14 protein-coding genes are annotated in these 16,310 nt (G+C 64.9%); 8 read left to right on the forward strand and 6 right to left on the reverse strand.

Features of this window, described 5'->3' with window-relative positions:
• Positions 1-4: 4 nt before the first annotated feature.
• Both ACQR13_RS16940 and ACQR13_RS16945 read right to left on the reverse strand, forming a co-directional pair.
• A complete protein-coding gene (locus ACQR13_RS16940; RefSeq protein ID WP_315750850.1) occupies positions 5-922 on the reverse strand; it encodes a response regulator transcription factor in 918 nt (305 codons plus the stop codon).
• Positions 912-4,286 carry a hybrid sensor histidine kinase/response regulator gene (locus ACQR13_RS16945; RefSeq protein ID WP_434863003.1) on the reverse strand — a complete coding sequence of 1,125 codons (3,375 nt, stop codon included), beginning with the start codon at positions 4,284-4,286 and terminating at the stop codon, positions 912-914. Before ACQR13_RS16945 ends, ACQR13_RS16940 begins: the two co-directional genes overlap by 11 nt.
• 186 nt (positions 4,287-4,472) lie before the next feature.
• Here ACQR13_RS16945 and urtA point away from each other — a divergent pair, with 186 nt between their 5' ends.
• The 7 genes from urtA (at position 4,473) to ACQR13_RS16980 (ending at position 11,442) form a co-directional block, all read left to right on the forward strand.
• Positions 4,473-5,735 (forward strand): urea ABC transporter substrate-binding protein, encoded by a 1,263-nt coding sequence (urtA, locus tag ACQR13_RS16950; protein WP_434863004.1) that lies wholly within the window; start codon positions 4,473-4,475, stop codon positions 5,733-5,735.
• 236 nt (positions 5,736-5,971) lie between these two features.
• A complete protein-coding gene (gene urtB / locus ACQR13_RS16955) occupies positions 5,972-6,898 on the forward strand; it encodes an urea ABC transporter permease subunit UrtB (protein WP_315717045.1) in 927 nt (308 codons plus the stop codon).
• Positions 6,899-6,937: 39 nt separating this feature from the next.
• Positions 6,938-8,077, forward strand: a complete 1,140-nt coding sequence (urtC, locus tag ACQR13_RS16960) for an urea ABC transporter permease subunit UrtC (protein WP_316226996.1) — start codon at positions 6,938-6,940, stop codon at positions 8,075-8,077.
• A gap of 10 nt (positions 8,078-8,087) precedes the next feature.
• On the forward strand, positions 8,088-8,843 hold the full coding sequence (gene urtD / locus ACQR13_RS16965; RefSeq protein ID WP_315717047.1) for an urea ABC transporter ATP-binding protein UrtD: 756 nt from the start codon (positions 8,088-8,090) through the stop codon (positions 8,841-8,843).
• Positions 8,844-9,047: 204 nt separating this feature from the next.
• Positions 9,048-9,737 carry an urea ABC transporter ATP-binding subunit UrtE gene (gene urtE, locus ACQR13_RS16970; RefSeq protein WP_315717048.1) on the forward strand — a complete coding sequence of 230 codons (690 nt, stop codon included), beginning with the start codon at positions 9,048-9,050 and terminating at the stop codon, positions 9,735-9,737.
• Between the two features lie 36 nt (positions 9,738-9,773).
• On the forward strand, positions 9,774-11,003 hold the full coding sequence (fmdA, locus tag ACQR13_RS16975; RefSeq protein WP_316226994.1) for a formamidase: 1,230 nt from the start codon (positions 9,774-9,776) through the stop codon (positions 11,001-11,003).
• Between the two features lie 97 nt (positions 11,004-11,100).
• Positions 11,101-11,442: an FmdB family zinc ribbon protein gene (locus tag ACQR13_RS16980; protein WP_284423096.1), complete on the forward strand. Its 342-nt coding sequence runs from the start codon at positions 11,101-11,103 to the stop codon at positions 11,440-11,442.
• Between the two features lie 27 nt (positions 11,443-11,469).
• Here the strand turns inward: ACQR13_RS16980 and ACQR13_RS16985 are convergent, their stop codons facing one another.
• The 4 genes from ACQR13_RS16985 to ACQR13_RS17000 all read right to left on the reverse strand — a co-directional run bounded on the left by ACQR13_RS16985 (position 11,470) and on the right by ACQR13_RS17000 (position 16,119).
• Positions 11,470-12,294, reverse strand: a complete 825-nt coding sequence (locus tag ACQR13_RS16985) for an MlaD family protein (RefSeq protein ID WP_434863005.1) — start codon at positions 12,292-12,294, stop codon at positions 11,470-11,472.
• 57 nt (positions 12,295-12,351) lie between these two features.
• A complete protein-coding gene (locus ACQR13_RS16990; RefSeq protein WP_434863006.1) occupies positions 12,352-13,068 on the reverse strand; it encodes a DUF1614 domain-containing protein in 717 nt (238 codons plus the stop codon).
• A 113-nt stretch (positions 13,069-13,181) separates the two neighbouring features.
• Complete coding sequence (locus ACQR13_RS16995; RefSeq protein ID WP_316165661.1) at positions 13,182-13,751, reverse strand: class GN sortase; 570 nt, start codon at positions 13,749-13,751, stop codon at positions 13,182-13,184.
• A 100-nt stretch (positions 13,752-13,851) separates the two neighbouring features.
• Positions 13,852-16,119, reverse strand: a complete 2,268-nt coding sequence (locus tag ACQR13_RS17000; protein ID WP_434863007.1) for a marine proteobacterial sortase target protein — start codon at positions 16,117-16,119, stop codon at positions 13,852-13,854.
• On the opposite strand from ACQR13_RS17000, the gene ACQR13_RS17005 reads away from it, so the two are divergent.
• Complete coding sequence (locus tag ACQR13_RS17005) at positions 16,052-16,252, forward strand: hypothetical protein (RefSeq protein ID WP_434863114.1); 201 nt, start codon at positions 16,052-16,054, stop codon at positions 16,250-16,252. The genes ACQR13_RS17000 and ACQR13_RS17005 overlap by 68 nt on opposite strands.
• The last annotated feature ends 58 nt before the right edge of the window (positions 16,253-16,310 follow it).

The following is a 16,310-nucleotide window of genomic DNA, read 5'->3' on the forward strand; positions in this document are numbered from 1 at the left end:
CGCCTCATCCCTCCCGCCGCGTCACCCCCGTCGCGACCGCCGCGGCGGCGGTGCGGTTCTCGACGCCGAGCTTGGCGTAGATCTGCTCGAGGTGCTTGTCGACCGTGCGCGGACTCAGTCCCAGAATCTGCGCGATGTCGCGGTTGGTCTTGCCCTTGGAGAGCCATGACAGCACCTCGCCCTCGCGCGTGGTGAGACCGAACTCGCTGGAGAACTCCTTGGGCAGCTCACCGGAGGACTCCTTGGCGAGCCGCAGCAGGAACTCGTTGGGCCCGGCTCCGCCCATGTAGTAGAGGCGCAGTTCGGGATGATCCGGGATCGAAGCGGCGGCCTTCGCACCGCCCTTGCCGTTCTGCGCCTGATCCAGCCAGAGTCGCAGCGCCTCCGGCAGCACGAGGTCGTCGGCGGTGCCAAGACTGTCCGACAGCAGCTTCTGCGCCTGCGGCGTTGCCCACATCAGCCGTCCCTCGCGGTTGACGGCAAGCAGGAAGCGGCCGGAGACGTCGAGCGCGGCGCGCGCGCTCTGCGTCATCCGGGCGTTCGCGAGATGCACGCGGATGCGCGCCAGCATTTCCGAGACCGCGATGGGCTTGGTGACGTAATCGACGCCGCCGGCCTCCAGTCCTTTCACGATATGCTCGGTATCGGCGAGCCCGGTCATGAAGATCACGGGGACGTTGGAGAGGCCGGCCTCGCGCTTCAGCTTGCGGCACGTTTCGAAGCCGTCCATGCCCGGCATGACCGCGTCGAGCAGGATGATGTCCGGCGTGATCTGGTCGACGATGCGCATCGCGGCCGCGCCGTCGAGCGCCACCATCACGGTCATGCCGGCGCTATCCAGCGCGTCGGTGAGCAGCCGAAGCGTTTCTGGCGAGTCGTCGACCACCAGCGCGACGTCACGCTTCCTGCTGTCAGTGCTCATAGGCATGCAAGGTCTTCAGAGTTGCCATGTACTGATCGAGATCGAAGCGGTCAACGAGCGTGCGCATATGGGCGACGAAGTCGGCATGCTCCGGATGCGCCTTGCGGATCTCGTCGAGCTTGAGCTGAATGGCCCTGATGTAGCCGATCTGGCCGAGGCTCATCAACTCCTCGACATAGTTGAGCGGGGGTCGGGATCCGGTGTCCGGCCGCCAGCGTGGCGGAGCCACAGGGATATCGGTCTGGTAGCTCCATTCGAGCTTCAGCAATTGACGTATCGCCTCCAGCAGCCTTGGGATGTCGATCGGCTTCATCAGGTAGCTGTCGTGAAATGGTTGCGCCAACGGCCGGCCGTGCGCCTCGAGCGCGCTCGCAGATGTCATCAGGATCCGGGCCTGATGATGACCGCTGTTGCGCAAGGTCTCGGCCACTGTCCAGCCGTCCATGCCGGGCATCGAGATGTCCAGAACGAACAGATCCGGCTGGCAGTGTTGTGCGAGCGCGAGGCAGGCGGGACCGTCGGGCGCGCTCAGCAGGATGAAGCCGAGCGGCGTCAGCACCTCGCGCAGGAGGTCGCGATGCACAGGATCATCGTCGGTGATCAGAATCGTCCTGCGCGGCCCGAGATAGCCGGCCACCGGCGCCTTCACCGGGGGATGCCGTGTCGGGTTGGTGACCTCCGACAGCAGGATCTTGACCTTGAATGTGCTGCCCGCGCCGACTTTGCTCACGACCTTGATGTCGCCGCCCATGACGCCGGCGAGCAGACGGCTGATCGTCAGGCCGAGCCCCGTACCTGTCTGCGGCTGCGCAACCCCGAGCGCGCCGCGCTCGAAGGGCGCGAAGATGCGCTCCAGATCGTCAGGCTGGATGCCCGGACCGGTGTCGATCACCTCGAATTCGGCCACCGGGCTCCGATAATGCACGACGAACCGGACGCTGCCTTCCCCAGTGAATTTGATGGCATTCGACAGCAGGTTGATCAGGATCTGGCGCAGCCGCTTCTCGTCGGCATAGACGACCAGCGGCAGTACGGCAGGCCGCTTGAACACGAAGTCGACGCCCTTCGCCGCAGCTTGCAATCGGAACATGCCCACGAGCTGATCGAGGAATTCGCTCAGGCGGACCTCGTCGCGCGACAGATAAAGTCGCCCGGCCTCGATCTTGGAAATATCGAGAATGCCGTCGATCAGGCCGGACAGATGATCGGCGCTGCGGCGGACGACGCGGACCTGGTCCCGCGGCTTCGGTGCGAGGCTCGTGTCCTGCTCGAGCAGTTGCGCATAGCCGGAGATCGCGTTCAGCGGCGAGCGCAGCTCATGGCTGAGGCCGACGACATAGCGGCTCTTGGCGAGATTGGCCGACTCCGCCACCTCCTTGGCGCGTTGCAGCTCGGCGTCAGTGCGCTTGTGCGCCTCGATCTCCTGAATCAACAGCTGCGTCTGCCGGCGCGTCTCGGCCTCGGCGGCGCGGCGGCTCTGCTGCGCCAGCACGAACAGCCAGGTCACCACGCCGATGATGATGGATAGGGCGAAGAACACCTTCCACAGCACGTCGGAGATGATGCCCTTGAAGCCCGGGAGCGCCGCCGAGGTCTCCAGATAGATCATGCCGAGCGTCAGTGCGACGAGCCCGGCCGATGTCAGAAATACACCGACATAATGACCGAGCTGCGAGTTGATCTTGGCCAGCAACGACTCTGGCAGCATGCCGCTGAGCGCCGCTGCGACCTGCGCCTGTGCCCGCGCGTGCGGCTTGCACAGGTCGTGGCAGCGGGCGTCGAGCGAGCAGCACAGCGAGCAGATCGGACCCGCATAGGCCGGGCAAGAGGCGGTGTCCTCCGGCTCGAACTGATGCTCACAGATGCAGCATTGGATCCGCTCGATGTTCTGCCAGCTCCGCTTTGGCTTGCGTGCCAGATAGTATTTGCCGTCGGTCAGATAGGCGATCGCAGGCGCGGTGACGAGCGCGACGCCGAGCGCGACGAAGGTCGACAGCGCCTTTCCGGTCGGCCCGAACAGGCCATAGAAGGCGCTGATCGAGACGATCGTCGCGATCGTCATCGCGCCGACACCGACCGGGTTGATGTCGTAGAGATGGGCGCGCTTGAACTCCATCTGCGGCGGGCGCAGGCCCAGCGGCTTGTTGATCACGAGGTCGGCGACCAGCGCGCCGACCCAGGAGATCGCGATGTTGGAGTACAGCGCCAGCGTCTGCTCCAGCGCCTTGTAGACGCCGATCTCCATCAGCAGCAGCGCGACGACGACGTTGAACACCAGCCACACGACGCGCCCCGGATGGCTGTGCGTCAGACGCGAGAAGAAGTTCGACCAAGCGATCGAGCCGGCATAGGCATTGGTGACGTTGATCTTGATCTGGGAGACGATCACGAAGGTGCCGGTCAACGCAAGCGCCAGATCCGGCCGGGCCAAGACATAGCGGAACGCCTCCAGATACATGTGCGCGGGTTCGGCTGCGTGGTCGGCGGAGACTCCGTGGCTCAGCGCGAAGAAGGCGAGGAACGAGCCTGCCAGCAGCTTCAGTGCCCCGAGCACGATCCAGCCGGGGCCAGCCGACAGCAGCGCGATCCACCACGAGCGCTTCGATGTGCGGCTGTCGCGCGGCAGGAAGCGCAGGAAGTCGACCTGCTCGCCGATCTGGGCGACCAGCGAGAACACGACCGCTGCCGCGGTCCCGAACAGCGCCAGATCGAGATGGCCCATGGGATCGCCGTGCTCGCCGGGAAATTGCTGCCATTCGACAAAGGAGTGCGGGCTGGCATAGGCGATTGCGGCAAAGGGCAGGATGTGCAGCACGACCCACAGCGGTTGCGTCCACAGCTGGAAGCGACTGATCAGGGTGATGCCATAGGTGACGAGCGGGATGATGACGACGGCGCTGATGAGATAGCCGATCGGCCGGGGAATGCCGAAGCACATCTCCAGCGCCGAAGCCAGGATGACCGCCTCGATGGCGAAGAAGATGAAGGTGAACGACGCGTAGATCAGCGAGGTGACGGTCGAGCCGATATAGCCGAAGCCGGCGCCGCGCGTCAGCAGGTCGATGTCGATGCCGCATTTGGCCGCATGATAGGCGATCGGCAGGCCGCAGCAGAAGATGATCACGCTCGCGACCAGGATCGCGGCGGTGGCGTTGGTGACACCATAGTTCAGCGTGATGGTGCCGCCGATGGCCTCGAGTGCGAGGAACGAGATCGCGCCCAGCGCGGTGTTGGCGACACGGGCGGCCGACCAGCGCCGAGCGCTCTTGGCCGTGAAACGGAGCGCATAGTCCTCCAACGTCTGGTTGGCGACCCACTGGTTGTACTGGCGCCTGACGCGGTCGATCCGCTGCCGCCCTGCCACTCTCGAACTCCTCACCCGCGAGCGCTTGTCCGCATGCTCGTCCTGCCCCTCGCAAGACCTACGCAGAGCCTACGTCGCGCTTTTGCGGTGCAGTATACGCAATCTTGCGTATCCGTGCGTTGCACAAACCGCGCCATCCTTCGTCTGACCCAACGCGTGTCCTCGAACCAAATGAATGGGGTGCTCATGTCAGACGAAACGAAAAAGGGCCTCAAGTCGCCGCTTCGGCGGCAGTTGCTGATGGGAATGGCCGCGATCCCGGCGCTGGCCATGATGCCGCGGCCGTCGTTCGGCGCCGGCCCCGCAACCTCCGCTGTCAACACCACCGGCCTTGCAGTCACGGATAGCGAAGTCACCGTCGGCATTCTGCATTCGGTCACCGGCACCATGGCGATCTCCGAGACCGGCTCGGTGCAGGCCGAGAAGCTCGCGATCGAGCAGATCAACGCTGCCGGCGGCGTGCTCGGCCGCAAGATCAAGTACATCCAGGAAGACGGCGCGTCCGACTGGCCGACCTTCGCCGAGAAGGCGAAGAAGCTGCTGGTCAACGACAAATGCGCCGCCGTGATGGGCTGCTGGACCTCGGCCTCGCGCAAGGCGGTGCTGCCGGTGTTCGAGCAGTACAACGGCATGCTGTACTACCCGACCTTCTACGAAGGCCTCGAGCAGTCCAAGAACGTCATCTACACCGGCCAGGAAGCCACCCAGCAGATCATCGCCGGCCTCGACTGGGTCAACAAGACCAAGGGCGCGAAGACCTTCTATCTGCTCGGCTCCGACTACATCTGGCCGCGCACCTCGAACAAGATCGCGCGCAAGCACATCGAGGGCCATCTGCAGGGCTGCAAGGTCGTCGGCGAGGAATACTTCCCGCTCGGCCACACCCAGTTCAATTCGGTCATCAACAAGATCAAGCTGACCAAGCCGGACGTGATCTACGCGATCATCGTCGGCGGCTCCAACGTCGCGTTCTACAAGCAGCTCAAGGCGGCCGGCATCGACATGTCGAAGCAGACGCTGCTCACCATCTCCGTGACCGAGGACGAAATCGACGGCATCGGCGGCGAGAACATCACCGGCGCCTACGCCTGCATGAAGTACTTCCAGTCGCTCGAAAATCCGAACAACAAGGCCTTCGTCGCCGAATTCAAGAAGATGTGGGGCGAGAAGACCGTCATCGGCGACGTGACGCAAGCTGCTTACCTCGGTCCGTGGCTGTGGAAGCTGACGGTGGAAAAGGCCGGCAGCTTCGACATCGACAAGGTCGCCGCCGCCTCGCCTGGCATCGAGTTCAAGGGCGCGCCGGAAGGCTATGTTCGGATCCACGAGAACCACCATCTCTGGTCCAAGACCCGCGTCGGCCGCGCCAAGGCAGATGGTCAGTATGAGCTGATCTACGAGACCGCCGACTTGGTCGAGCCCGATCCGTTTCCGAAGGGCTACCAGTAAGCCGACTGGCGCGCTTCGTTGCCATAGGCCGATGAAGCGACGTCCTTGCCACACGACAGGTGCGCTCCCTCCCCTTGTGGGGGAGGGCTGGGGAGGGGGGTACCCCACCCGCAGCTCGTCGTGGAGGCCCCCCTCCCTAGCCCTCCCCCACAAGGGGGGAGAGAACGATCTTGGCTGCGGACACACTGTGCCGGCGCCGATCCATTTTCCAGCAGGGCATCACGAGAGGACGGATCATGTTCGGTGACTATTCCATCGGCGACCTCGGGGCCATCTTCGCGATGCAGGGCTTCGCGGGCCTCATCCTGTTTTCGGTCTATGTGCTGATGGCGCTGGGGCTGGCCATCATCTTCGGCCAGATGGGCGTCATCAACATGGCGCATGGCGAGTTCATGATCCTCGGCGCCTACGTCACCTGGATGACGTCGAACGCCTTCCAGCATTTCCTGCCCTCGTTGTTCCCCGGCTACTTCTTCGTCGCGATGATCTTCGCATTCATCGCCTCCGGATCCCTCGGCATGCTGGTCGAGTGGGCGATGATCCGCCGTCTCTACAAGCGGCCACTCGACACGCTGCTCGCCACCTGGGGTCTCAGCCTGATCCTGCAGCAGGCCTATCGTTCCGTGTTCGGCGCGCGCGAGGTCGGCGTCGAACTGCCGGATTGGATGATGGGCTCTTGGCAGGCGACCGACGCCATCCAGATCCCAATCAACGGCATGTTCGTGATGTGCTTGACCATCCTGATCACGATCGTCGTGGCCTACGTGCTGTTCCTGTCGCGCTGGGGCAAGCAGGTGCGCGCTGTGGTGCAGAACCGCGTCATGGCGGGCGCCGTCGGCATCAACACCGAGAAAGTCGACCGCTACACCTTCGGCCTCGGCTGCGGCATCGCCGGGGTCGCCGGCTCCGCCTTCACCATGATCGGCTCGACCGGTCCGACCGCCGGACAGCTCTACATCGTCGACACCTTCCTGGTCGTCGTGTTCGGCGGCGCCGCCAGCCTGCTCGGGACCATCGCATCGGCCTTCACCATCTCCCAGGCGCAGTCGACCATGGAGTTCTTCATGTCCGGCTCGATGGCCAAGGTGCTCACGCTGTTGGCGATCGTCGCAATCCTGATGCTGCGCCCCCAGGGGCTGTTTGCGCTGAAGGTCCGCAAATAGCCGAAACGCGCAGGGAATAGGGAATCAGAAGGCACGATCATGATCATCAACACGCGCTTCTTCAACCGCTCCGAGCTCATCGGCTTCGCTTCGCTGCTGCTGCTGCTCGTCGTCATCCTGCCGCTGGCACTCGACATCTTCCGCCTCAACCTCGTCGCGAAGTATCTGACGTATTCCTTCGTCGCGATCGGCCTGGTGCTGTGCTGGGGCTATGGCGGCATTCTCAGCCTCGGGCAGGGCGTGTTCTTCGGCCTTGGCGGCTACTGCATGGCGATGTTCCTCAAGCTGGAAGCCTCCAGCGTCGCCAACACCAAGATCCAGTCGACGCCGGGCATTCCCGACTTCATGGACTGGAACCAGCTGACGCAGCTGCCGTTCTTCTGGAAGCCGTTCCAGAGCTTCCCGTTCGCGCTCGCCGCGATCATCCTGGTGCCGGCGATCTTCGCCTTCATCATCGGCGCTGCGATGTTCAAGCGCCGTGTCGGCGGCGTGTACTTCGCAATCATCACCCAGGCGATCGCGGCGATCATGACGATCCTGATCGTGGGACAGCAGGGCTACACCGGCGGCATCAACGGCATCACCGACCTGCGCACGCTGCACGGCTGGGACATCCGCACCGACCACGCCAAGTACATCCTCTACTTCGTCGAGGTGTTCTTCCTGTTCGCAGCGATCCTCGTCGCCCAGTTCATCCGCCTGACCAAGCTCGGCCGCATCCTGGTGGCTATGCGTGAGCAGGAGGACCGGGTCCGCTTCTCCGGCTACAGCGTCGCCAATTTCAAGATCTTTGCTTTCTGCGCGGCCGCCGTGTTCGCCGCAGTCGGCGGCGCGCTGTTCACCTTGGAAGTCGGGTTCATGTCGCCGTCCTTCGTCGGCATCGTGCCGTCGATCGAGATGGTGATCTACACCGCGGTCGGCGGCCGGCTTTCGATCTTCGGCGCGGTCTACGGCACGATCCTGGTCAACTTCGCCAAGACCAGCCTGTCGGAAACTTTCCCGCAACTCTGGCTGTTCGGTCTCGGTGCCCTCTTCATCGCCGTCGTGCTCGCCTTCCCGAACGGCCTGGCCGGCATCTGGGGCGACTATGTCCAGCCGCGCATCGACCGCCTGCTGGCGTCCCGCACCAAGAAATCCGGCAATGGCGGCCTGGTCGCCAACGGCGCCCCCGCAGAGTGAGGAGACAGCGATGCTCATCGGTCATCAGCCCAAGGAATTCCTGCTCGCGGTCGAAGCGCTCACCGTCTCGTTCGACGGCTTCAAGGCGGTCAACGATCTCTCTTTCTACGTCGAGGAGAACGAGATTCGCGTCATCATCGGCCCGAACGGGGCCGGCAAGACCACGGTGCTCGACCTGATCTGCGGCAAGACCAAGGCGACATCCGGCTCGATCCAGTTTCGCGGCAAGGAGCTGACCAGGCTGCGCGAGAACGAGATCGTCCAGGCCGGCGTCGGCCGCAAGTTCCAGACGCCGTCGGTGTTCGAGGATCTCACCGTGTTCGAGAATCTCGAGATCTCGTTTCCGCGCGGCCGCACCGTGTTCGGCTCGCTGACCTTCCAGCGTGACGCCGCAGTCAAGGATCGCGTCGAGGAGGTCGCCGAGATGATCTTCCTCAAGGATCGTCTCAACACCTCGGCGGCCGTGCTCAGCCACGGCCAGAAGCAGTGGCTCGAGATCGGCATGCTGCTGATCCAGAACCCGGACCTTCTGATGCTCGACGAGCCCGTCGCCGGCATGAGCGTCAGCGAGCGCGCCAAGACGGCCGAACTGCTCAACCGCATCATCAAGGACCGCTCCGTGCTCGTCATCGAGCACGACATGAAGTTCGTCGAGGACATTGCTCACAAGGTCACCGTGCTGCACCAGGGCCAGATCCTGTCCGAGGGCACGATGGAGCGGGTCAAGAACGACCCCAAGGTCGTCGAAGTCTATCTGGGGCACTGAGCCGATGCTCGGGAAATCGCTCGATCCACACCCTCGCTGCGCTCCCCTCCCCCTTGCGGGGAGGGGGCGGGGGTGGGGGTCCACACGGGCAGTCTCGCCCGGAGCCACCCCCCTCCCCAACCCTCCCCCACAAGGGGGGAGGGAGCTTAGTGCCAATGCCGCTCGATCGGCCGTCTCACTCCCTCTTGCATAGGAAGATATCCGATGCTCGCAATCTCCGATCTCCATGTCGCCTATGGCCAGAGCGAGGTGCTGCATGGCCTGAACGTCAAGGTCGCGCCCAACGAGATCGTCGCGATCATGGGGCGCAACGGCATGGGCAAGACCACGCTGATGAAGTCGCTGATGGGCATCCTGCCGGCGAAGAGCGGTTCGATCGCGATGGACGGCGCCGAGCTCGCAAGCCTGAAGAGCTATGAGCGTGTCGCCAAGGGCCTCGCTTACGTGCCGCAGGGCCGCATGATCTTCTCGACCATGACGGTGAAGGAGAACATCGAGACCGGGCTCGTCGTGTCCGGCGAGTCCGAGGTGCCCGGCGACATCTACGAGCTGTTCCCGGTGCTGCTCGAGATGAAGGGCCGCCGTGGCGGCAATCTCTCCGGCGGCCAGCAGCAGCAGCTCGCGATCGCGCGCGCGCTCGCCACCAAGCCGAAGGTGCTGCTGCTCGATGAGCCGACCGAGGGCATCCAGCCGTCGATCATCAAGGAGATGGCGCGCACCCTGAAGCGCATCCGCGACGAGAAGGGGCTGTCGATCGTCGTCTCCGAGCAGGTGCTGAGCTTTGCGCTCGACATCGCCGACCGCGTGCTGGTGATCGAGAACGGCGAGATCGTCCGCGACGATCCGCGCGACCAGGTCGATGCTGCGCAGGTCTCGAAATATCTGTCCGTCTAACCACTCCGTGCAAGCAAGTAACAAGGGGAGCTTCTGATGCCTGACACACTGATCAAGGTCGATCTGACCAAATCGGCCTACGAGAACGACAAGGTCCACAACCGCTGGCACCCGGACATTCCGATGGTGGAGTGGGTCAATCCGGGTGACGACTTCATCATCGAGACCTATGACTGGACCGGCGGCTTCATCAAGAACAACGACTCCGCCGACGACGTGCGCGACATCGACCTGTCGATCGTGCACTTCCTGTCCGGCCCGATCGGCGTCAAGGGCGCCGAGCCTGGCGATCTCCTGGTCGTCGACCTGCTCGACGTCGGTCCGCTGAAGGAGAGCCTGTGGGGCTTCAACGGCTTCTTCTCCAAGCAAAACGGCGGCGGCTTCCTGACCGACCATTTCCCGCTGGCGCAGAAGTCGATCTGGGACATCAAGGGCCTCTATACCTCGTCGCGCCACGTGCCCGGCGTGAACTTCGCTGGCCTCATCCATCCCGGCCTGATCGGCTGTCTGCCCGATCCGAAGCTGCTCGCGACCTGGAACGAGCGCGAGACCGCGCTGATCGCGACCAACCCGACCCGCGTGCCCGGCCTTGCCAACCCGCCGTTCGCGCCGACCGCGCATGCCGGTCAGGCCAAGGGCGACGTCAAGGCCAAGATCGGCGCCGAGGGCGCCCGCACCGTGCCGCCGCGCGAGCATGGCGGCAATTGCGACATCAAGGACCTGTCGCGCGGCTCGAAGATCTACTTCCCGGTCTATGTGCCCGGCGGCGGCCTCTCGATGGGCGACCTGCATTTCAGCCAGGGTGACGGCGAGATCACCTTCTGCGGCGCCATCGAGATGGCGGGCTGGCTGCACATCAAGGTCGACGTCATCAAGGATGGTGTGGCGAAGTACGGCATCAAGAACCCGATCTTCAAGCCGTCGCCGATCACGCCCAATTATCGCGACTACCTGATCTTCGAGGGCATCTCGGTCGACGAGGCCGGCAAGCAGCACTATCTGGACGTCCACATCGCCTATCGCCAGGCGTGTCTCAACGCCATCGAGTACCTGAAGAAGTTCGGCTACTCCGGCGCCCAGGCCTATTCGATCCTCGGCACCGCGCCGGTGCAGGGTCATATCTCCGGCGTGGTCGACGTGCCCAACGCCTGCGCCACCCTGTGGCTGCCGACCGAGATCTTCGATTTCGACGTGATGCCGTCGTCGGCGGGGCCGATCAAGCACATCAAGGGCGACATCCAGATGCCGATCTCGCCGGACAAGTAATTCTTCTCCCTGCGCGATGGGTGCGGGACGGCAGCGTATCGGCCGCCCCGCATCCGCCGCGTGAGATGGAGATGATTGTTGCGCAGGAGACGAGACGATGCCGGTCTATGAATATCTCTGTGATGCATGCGGTCCGTTCACGGACATGCGTCCGATGGCCGAATGTGATGAGCCGCAGGTCTGTCCGCAATGCCAGGACATGGCGCCGCGCGTGATCCTCACCGCGCCCGCCTTCGCCTGCATGCCGGCGGAGCGGCGCACGGCGCATGCCACCAACGAGCGCAGCCGCCACGCGCCGCAGACGGTGGCCGAGTACAAGGCCAAGCATGGGCCGGGCTGCGGCTGCTGCGGGCCTAAGAAATCGCCGCGGCTGATGACCAAGTCCAAGAGTGGCGCCAAGGGCTTTCCGACGGCGCGGCCCTGGATGATCAGCCACTGAACGAACGCGAGGGGCGGCGCCCGCCCCTCAGCGTGACGCTGGCACGCGGCGCGGACCCGGACCCGCCGGCTGGCCGCCGAACTTGACGCTCATCGCATTGGCGCCGTCGCTGATGTCGACCAGCGTCTTGCGGCTGTCGTCGATCACCTTGGCGGATTTGCGCTTAAAGCCGTCGACCAGCTCGCGCATCGACTTGATCTGATCGAACAACTGTCCGGGATTGCCGTCCGCGAAGCCGGGAATGGCGGCGTCGATCTTGGTCACGAGCGTGTCGAAGCCTTTGAAGATGTCCTCGGCCTTGTCGATCGCGGAGTCGAACGCCGCGGTCTTGGCCTGCAGCGAGGCGGTCTCGCTCTCGAAGCTCTGTAGCGCCTCCTTGATGGCCGGCGCATTGCTGACGACGTATTTGTCGATGTTGTGCACCGTCTCGACCATCGTCTCCTGGTCCTTGAGATCGGCCGTCAGCACCGGCACGCCGTCGCGATCGAGCGGCACCGGCGGCGCCGTCGGCGCGCCGCCGACCAGCGAGATCGCGGCGATGCCGGTCAGGCCCTGGAACTCGATGCCGGCGGTGGTGTCCTTGCGGATCGGCGCGGACTTGTCGAGCGTGATCATGGCAACGATCTTGCGCGGGCTTTCCAGATTGATCGACAGGATCTGCCCGGCCTGCACGCCGTCGAAATTCACCGGCCCGCCCTTGCGCAGGCCCGCCGCCGAGCCGCCGTCGAACACGACGCGCATCATGCTGCGCTGCTCGGCGATGCGATGCTTCTGCTTGATCAGGACGCCGCTGATCCCGGCCGCGACGGCCGCGATCGTCAGGGTTCCCACGATGAGATTGATCGCGCGCATTCCGTGCCCACTGCTGCCTCTGCTCGATTTTAGCCGCTATGTCTCCCGGTTGAAAGCTCAGCGCGCAAGGCCCGGCCGGGAGGGCGCGGCGAGGCCGGCCAGCAGCACCGCCAGGATACCGGTGAGAAAAATGCCATCGAACGTCCCGGCACCGCCGATCGAGGCCACGGGCGCGCCGATGCTGCCGATCTTGTCGAGGTTCATCAGGTCGGCGCCGACCAGCGTGCCCATCGAGCCGCCGATATAGGCCAGCGGCGCGGCATATTCGCGCGACAGCAGGAACGCCAGGATCGCGGTCACGACAACCGGCGCGAACACCGGCACGGCGATGCCGACGCCCTGCACCGGCGTCGCCATCGCGTGGATGATCACGGCGATCACCAGCACCGCGATCGCGGCGCGCAGCCAGAGCTGGTAGCGCAGCATGAGATAGGTCGACATGATCGTCGGGATCACGGCGCCGCCGACATTCACAGCGAGCAGCGTGCCGGGCCATTGATGCACCAGCGGCACGACATATTGCATGCCGAAAAAGTCGATGATCTCGCCGGAGCGCGCGACCTGCCCGGGCAGCATGGTGATCGGAATGTTGAAATAGCTGCCGACCAGCGAGCCGAACAGCAGCAGCATCGCCGTGCCCGAGCTGACGCCGAGCTTCATGTAGGCGTAGCGCAGGATGCCGAGCTGGATCAGGACGATCAGGACGCCGAACGCCAGCACCAGGATGGCGAAGAAGGCCGGCGTGATTGGCAGATACTGGACCTGGGAATGCATGTCGGAAGCGCTTGGGTGTGAGCCTTGCTGAGCCCGTGGGATCATCCCACGGGAGCGGCAGGGTGACAAATGGGCATTCGTCGCCTGGTTCCCAAGAGCGGCTATGCTCGTGTTCATTCGCCCGCAGCGATCATTGTGGCGTGCAGCACATAACGCTCCGGCCCCTGTGTCAGGGCGTCGAATGGCCAGCAGGTCGACAGCACCAGTTCGGCGCTGTCGGTCCCTGGATCGATCCCCGAGGCATCGAAGCGCACCACACGGGCGGCGTCGGCGCGATAGCGGAACGTCTTGCCGTCACGCCTGACGATGTCGATCTCGTCGCCGATTTTGATGTCGCGCAGGAAGCGGAAATGCGTGTCGCGGTGCGCGGAGTACACCACGACGCCCGGCTCGCCCGGCTCGGCGCTGCCTTCGACATGGCCGGCACCGAAGGCTAGCGCCTGGCCGCTGGAGCCGGCCAGCGCGATGGTGGAGACGCCGAGGCGCTTCACTTCGATGCGCGCCACCGGGACGGTGTCGGCCCAGGACCACGGCTTCACCGGATGGCCTGTAGCGATGGTTTGGCTGAACGCGCGGTCGAGCAGCGCTTGCGCGAGAACGGCCTTGGCGTGGATGAAGGCGCCGTGGCCGAACAGGATGACGCCGATCAGTGCTATCGCGAGAGGGATGAGGAAGCGGGGCATTGTCTCTCCTCCCGTCATTGCGAGGAGCGAAGCGACGGAGCAATCCAGAGTCGGGTCCTGAGCCCTGGATTGCTTCGTTTCGCTCGCAATGACGTGCTCCTTAGTTGGCAACTCGCCGCCTGATCGCGACCAGCCAGATCAGTTCGAGCATCAGCACGCCCAACCCGAGCAGCATGCTCAGCTCGGCATCGGTCGCCGTCTTCGGCAGGGTGATCGTCGCGGGCGACGCTGGCACCACCGGTCGCTTCACCGCGGCGAGCTGGACGTCGCCGTTGGCCTCAGCGCGGCGCTCGTTCTGCATTGCCGGCACCCGGCCGTGCTCGCCGAACACCTTCTCGAAGTCCCAGCCGGCCGGCAGGTTGATCGGCAACTCGGCGAGCCTCAGCGGCTCGCCGTCGGGACGGCGCGGCGTCTTGTCGACGGCGACGAGGCTGGTCAGGCGCGTCACCAACTGATGCTCCAGCGCCAGCTTGAGAATGGCGCCGTCGGCTTCCTCCGGCGTCATCTGCCGCATGGTCCTGGCCACCTCGGCGTCGCCGATCTTGCGCCGCGCCCACAGCTTTGAGAGGCCCTTGCCCTCGGCGGCGCCGGACAGCGGCAACGTGATGGTCCATGGCTGGTCGCCGATGCGGCCCTTGAGCTGCAGCGATCCGGCGAGACGGTCGATCTTGGCGGCGAGCACGAGCGGCTCGTTGCGATAGACGTCCGGCAGCACGGCTGGCGTGAGATCGGCGGAGGCTTCCGAGAAGCTCGCGCTGAGCCCGGTCACGATCGGGTTCTCGAGCTTGGCGAAGAGATCGCGCATGCGCCCCTCGACCTGCTCGACCGAGCCGATATGGGTGAAGGCGCCGCGGCCAAGCTCTGAGGCGCGGGTCATCAGATAGGTGTTCGGCGCCGAGCCGATGCCGACCATGAAGATGCGCGAGCGGCCGCGCATTGCGGTAATGGTCTCGAATAGCTGCTGCTCGTTGCCGATGGCGCCATCGGTGAGGAATACCACCTGTCGCACGCGGTCGCCGTCGCTGCCATCATCGGTCAGCGCCGCGCGCATCGCCGGCACCATCTCGGTGCCGCCGCGCGCGTCCAGCGAACTCACGAAGCTGGTGGCGCTGCCGACATGCTCGGCATCGGCCGGCACCGAGGCGGGGAAGAGCACCGTCATGGTGTCGTCGAAGCGGATCACGTTGAAGCGATCGTTCGGCTGCAGCCGTCCCAGCGCATAGAGCAGGCTGGCCTTGGCCTGGCGGATCGAGGTGCCGCCCATCGAGCCGGAATTGTCGATCACGAAGATGACGTCGCGCGGCTGCGGGCGCTGCGCCGTTGCAGCCACCGCCGGCGGCGTGACGAAGGCGAGCAGATAGTCGGCGTCGCCAACCTGCTCGTGAAACAGCCCGACCGACGGCATCGTCGCAGCGGCCGGCTTCCAGGTCAGCTCGAAGTCGCGGTCGGCCGGCACCACGCCCTCGGCCAGGGTGACGACTCGCGTCTTCGCATCGGGGCTGTCGATCGTCACCTGGTGATGGTGGCTCTTGACCTCGCCGAGCGCAAAGCCGGCCTGCAGCCGCACCGCGATCCTGGTTGGACTGACCGGATCAGTCTTGGCCGGATCGAGCACCTCCGGGGAGATGCGTTTGCGGTCCGGTACCGGATCGTTCGCAGCGGCGCCCCAGCCGTTGCTATCAGGGCGCAAATCGACGCTCTGCACGATCGGCGCCGGATTGTAGCGCGGCGCGACGTCCAGCGGCACCCGCAGCGAGAATTCGCCGGCCGCCTGCGCCACCGGCTGCTGATATTCGATCTGCACCAGCACGGTTTCGCCGGGGCCGATATTGGCGAGCGAGTTGGTGAAGATGTTCGGCCGCTCCTGCTCGGTCAGCGCCGCGGTCTTGCCGTCGCGCTTGGCCTGCTCGTAGATCACCTTGGCCTGTTCGCGCGGCTTGATGTCGCCGACCACGACGCGGTCGCCGACGATCATCTTCAGCGTGTCCACCGCGCTGTCCGGCGGCAGCGGATAGACATAGACCGCCTCCATCCATTGCGAGCTCGTGTTCTTGAACAGTTGCGTCACGCGCGCCCGCGCCGTCGGCCCCGACACGACGATATCGACATCGATGCCGAGCCGCGGCGCCTCGGCGTAACCGGCGTCGCTCTTGAACAGCAGCGCCCCGGAGCGGGCATCGCCCGGCCTGGTCAGCGGCGCCAGCGGCCCTTCGGCGGACCAGCCAGGGGTGACGCTGAGAAACAGCGCCGTGAAGCCGACCAGCAGCACGGCGGCCGCCTGCAGCAGCAGGAATAGCAGCATGGTCACGATCCACGACCGGACCGGATGGGAGTTGCTTCTGATATCGTGGTCCATCGTCTCGCTCATCATTGGCTCCGCAACGAACAATTTCGGCATGCCGACACTGAGCGCAGCGCGCCAGCGCCGCGAGCGGAATGGTCGGTCTTGTTCGGCCGCCGCCCGCCCGCGCATGTCCGGTGGTGGTCGAGAGCGCGACTGATCTGTCCGGGTTTGTGCTGATTTGTCCGTCTGCTAGAAGAGGTGCGCACCACGCGGCA

This window comes from Bradyrhizobium sp. HKCCYLRH3059, assembly GCF_051168035.1.
In the GTDB taxonomy this organism is placed as follows: Bacteria; Pseudomonadota; Alphaproteobacteria; order Rhizobiales; family Xanthobacteraceae; genus Bradyrhizobium.

Coding starts and splice junctions, on each gene's coding strand:
- ACQR13_RS16990 (WP_434863006.1), bottom strand. CDS start 13,068: ATGCATTCCCAGGTCCAGTATCTGCCAATCACGCCGGCCTTCTTCGCC.
- ACQR13_RS17000 (WP_434863007.1), bottom strand. CDS start 16,119: ATGAGCGAGACGATGGACCACGATATCAGAAGCAACTCCCATCCGGTC.
- ACQR13_RS16980 (WP_284423096.1), top strand. CDS start 11,101: ATGCCGGTCTATGAATATCTCTGTGATGCATGCGGTCCGTTCACGGAC.
- ACQR13_RS16985 (WP_434863005.1), bottom strand. CDS start 12,294: ATGCGCGCGATCAATCTCATCGTGGGAACCCTGACGATCGCGGCCGTC.
- urtD (WP_315717047.1), top strand. CDS start 8,088: ATGCTCATCGGTCATCAGCCCAAGGAATTCCTGCTCGCGGTCGAAGCG.
- urtC (WP_316226996.1), top strand. CDS start 6,938: ATGATCATCAACACGCGCTTCTTCAACCGCTCCGAGCTCATCGGCTTC.
- urtA (WP_434863004.1), top strand. CDS start 4,473: ATGTCAGACGAAACGAAAAAGGGCCTCAAGTCGCCGCTTCGGCGGCAG.
- ACQR13_RS16940 (WP_315750850.1), bottom strand. CDS start 922: ATGAGCACTGACAGCAGGAAGCGTGACGTCGCGCTGGTGGTCGACGAC.
- urtE (WP_315717048.1), top strand. CDS start 9,048: ATGCTCGCAATCTCCGATCTCCATGTCGCCTATGGCCAGAGCGAGGTG.
- urtB (WP_315717045.1), top strand. CDS start 5,972: ATGTTCGGTGACTATTCCATCGGCGACCTCGGGGCCATCTTCGCGATG.
- ACQR13_RS17005 (WP_434863114.1), top strand. CDS start 16,052: ATGGTCACGATCCACGACCGGACCGGATGGGAGTTGCTTCTGATATCG.
- ACQR13_RS16995 (WP_316165661.1), bottom strand. CDS start 13,751: ATGCCCCGCTTCCTCATCCCTCTCGCGATAGCACTGATCGGCGTCATC.
- fmdA (WP_316226994.1), top strand. CDS start 9,774: ATGCCTGACACACTGATCAAGGTCGATCTGACCAAATCGGCCTACGAG.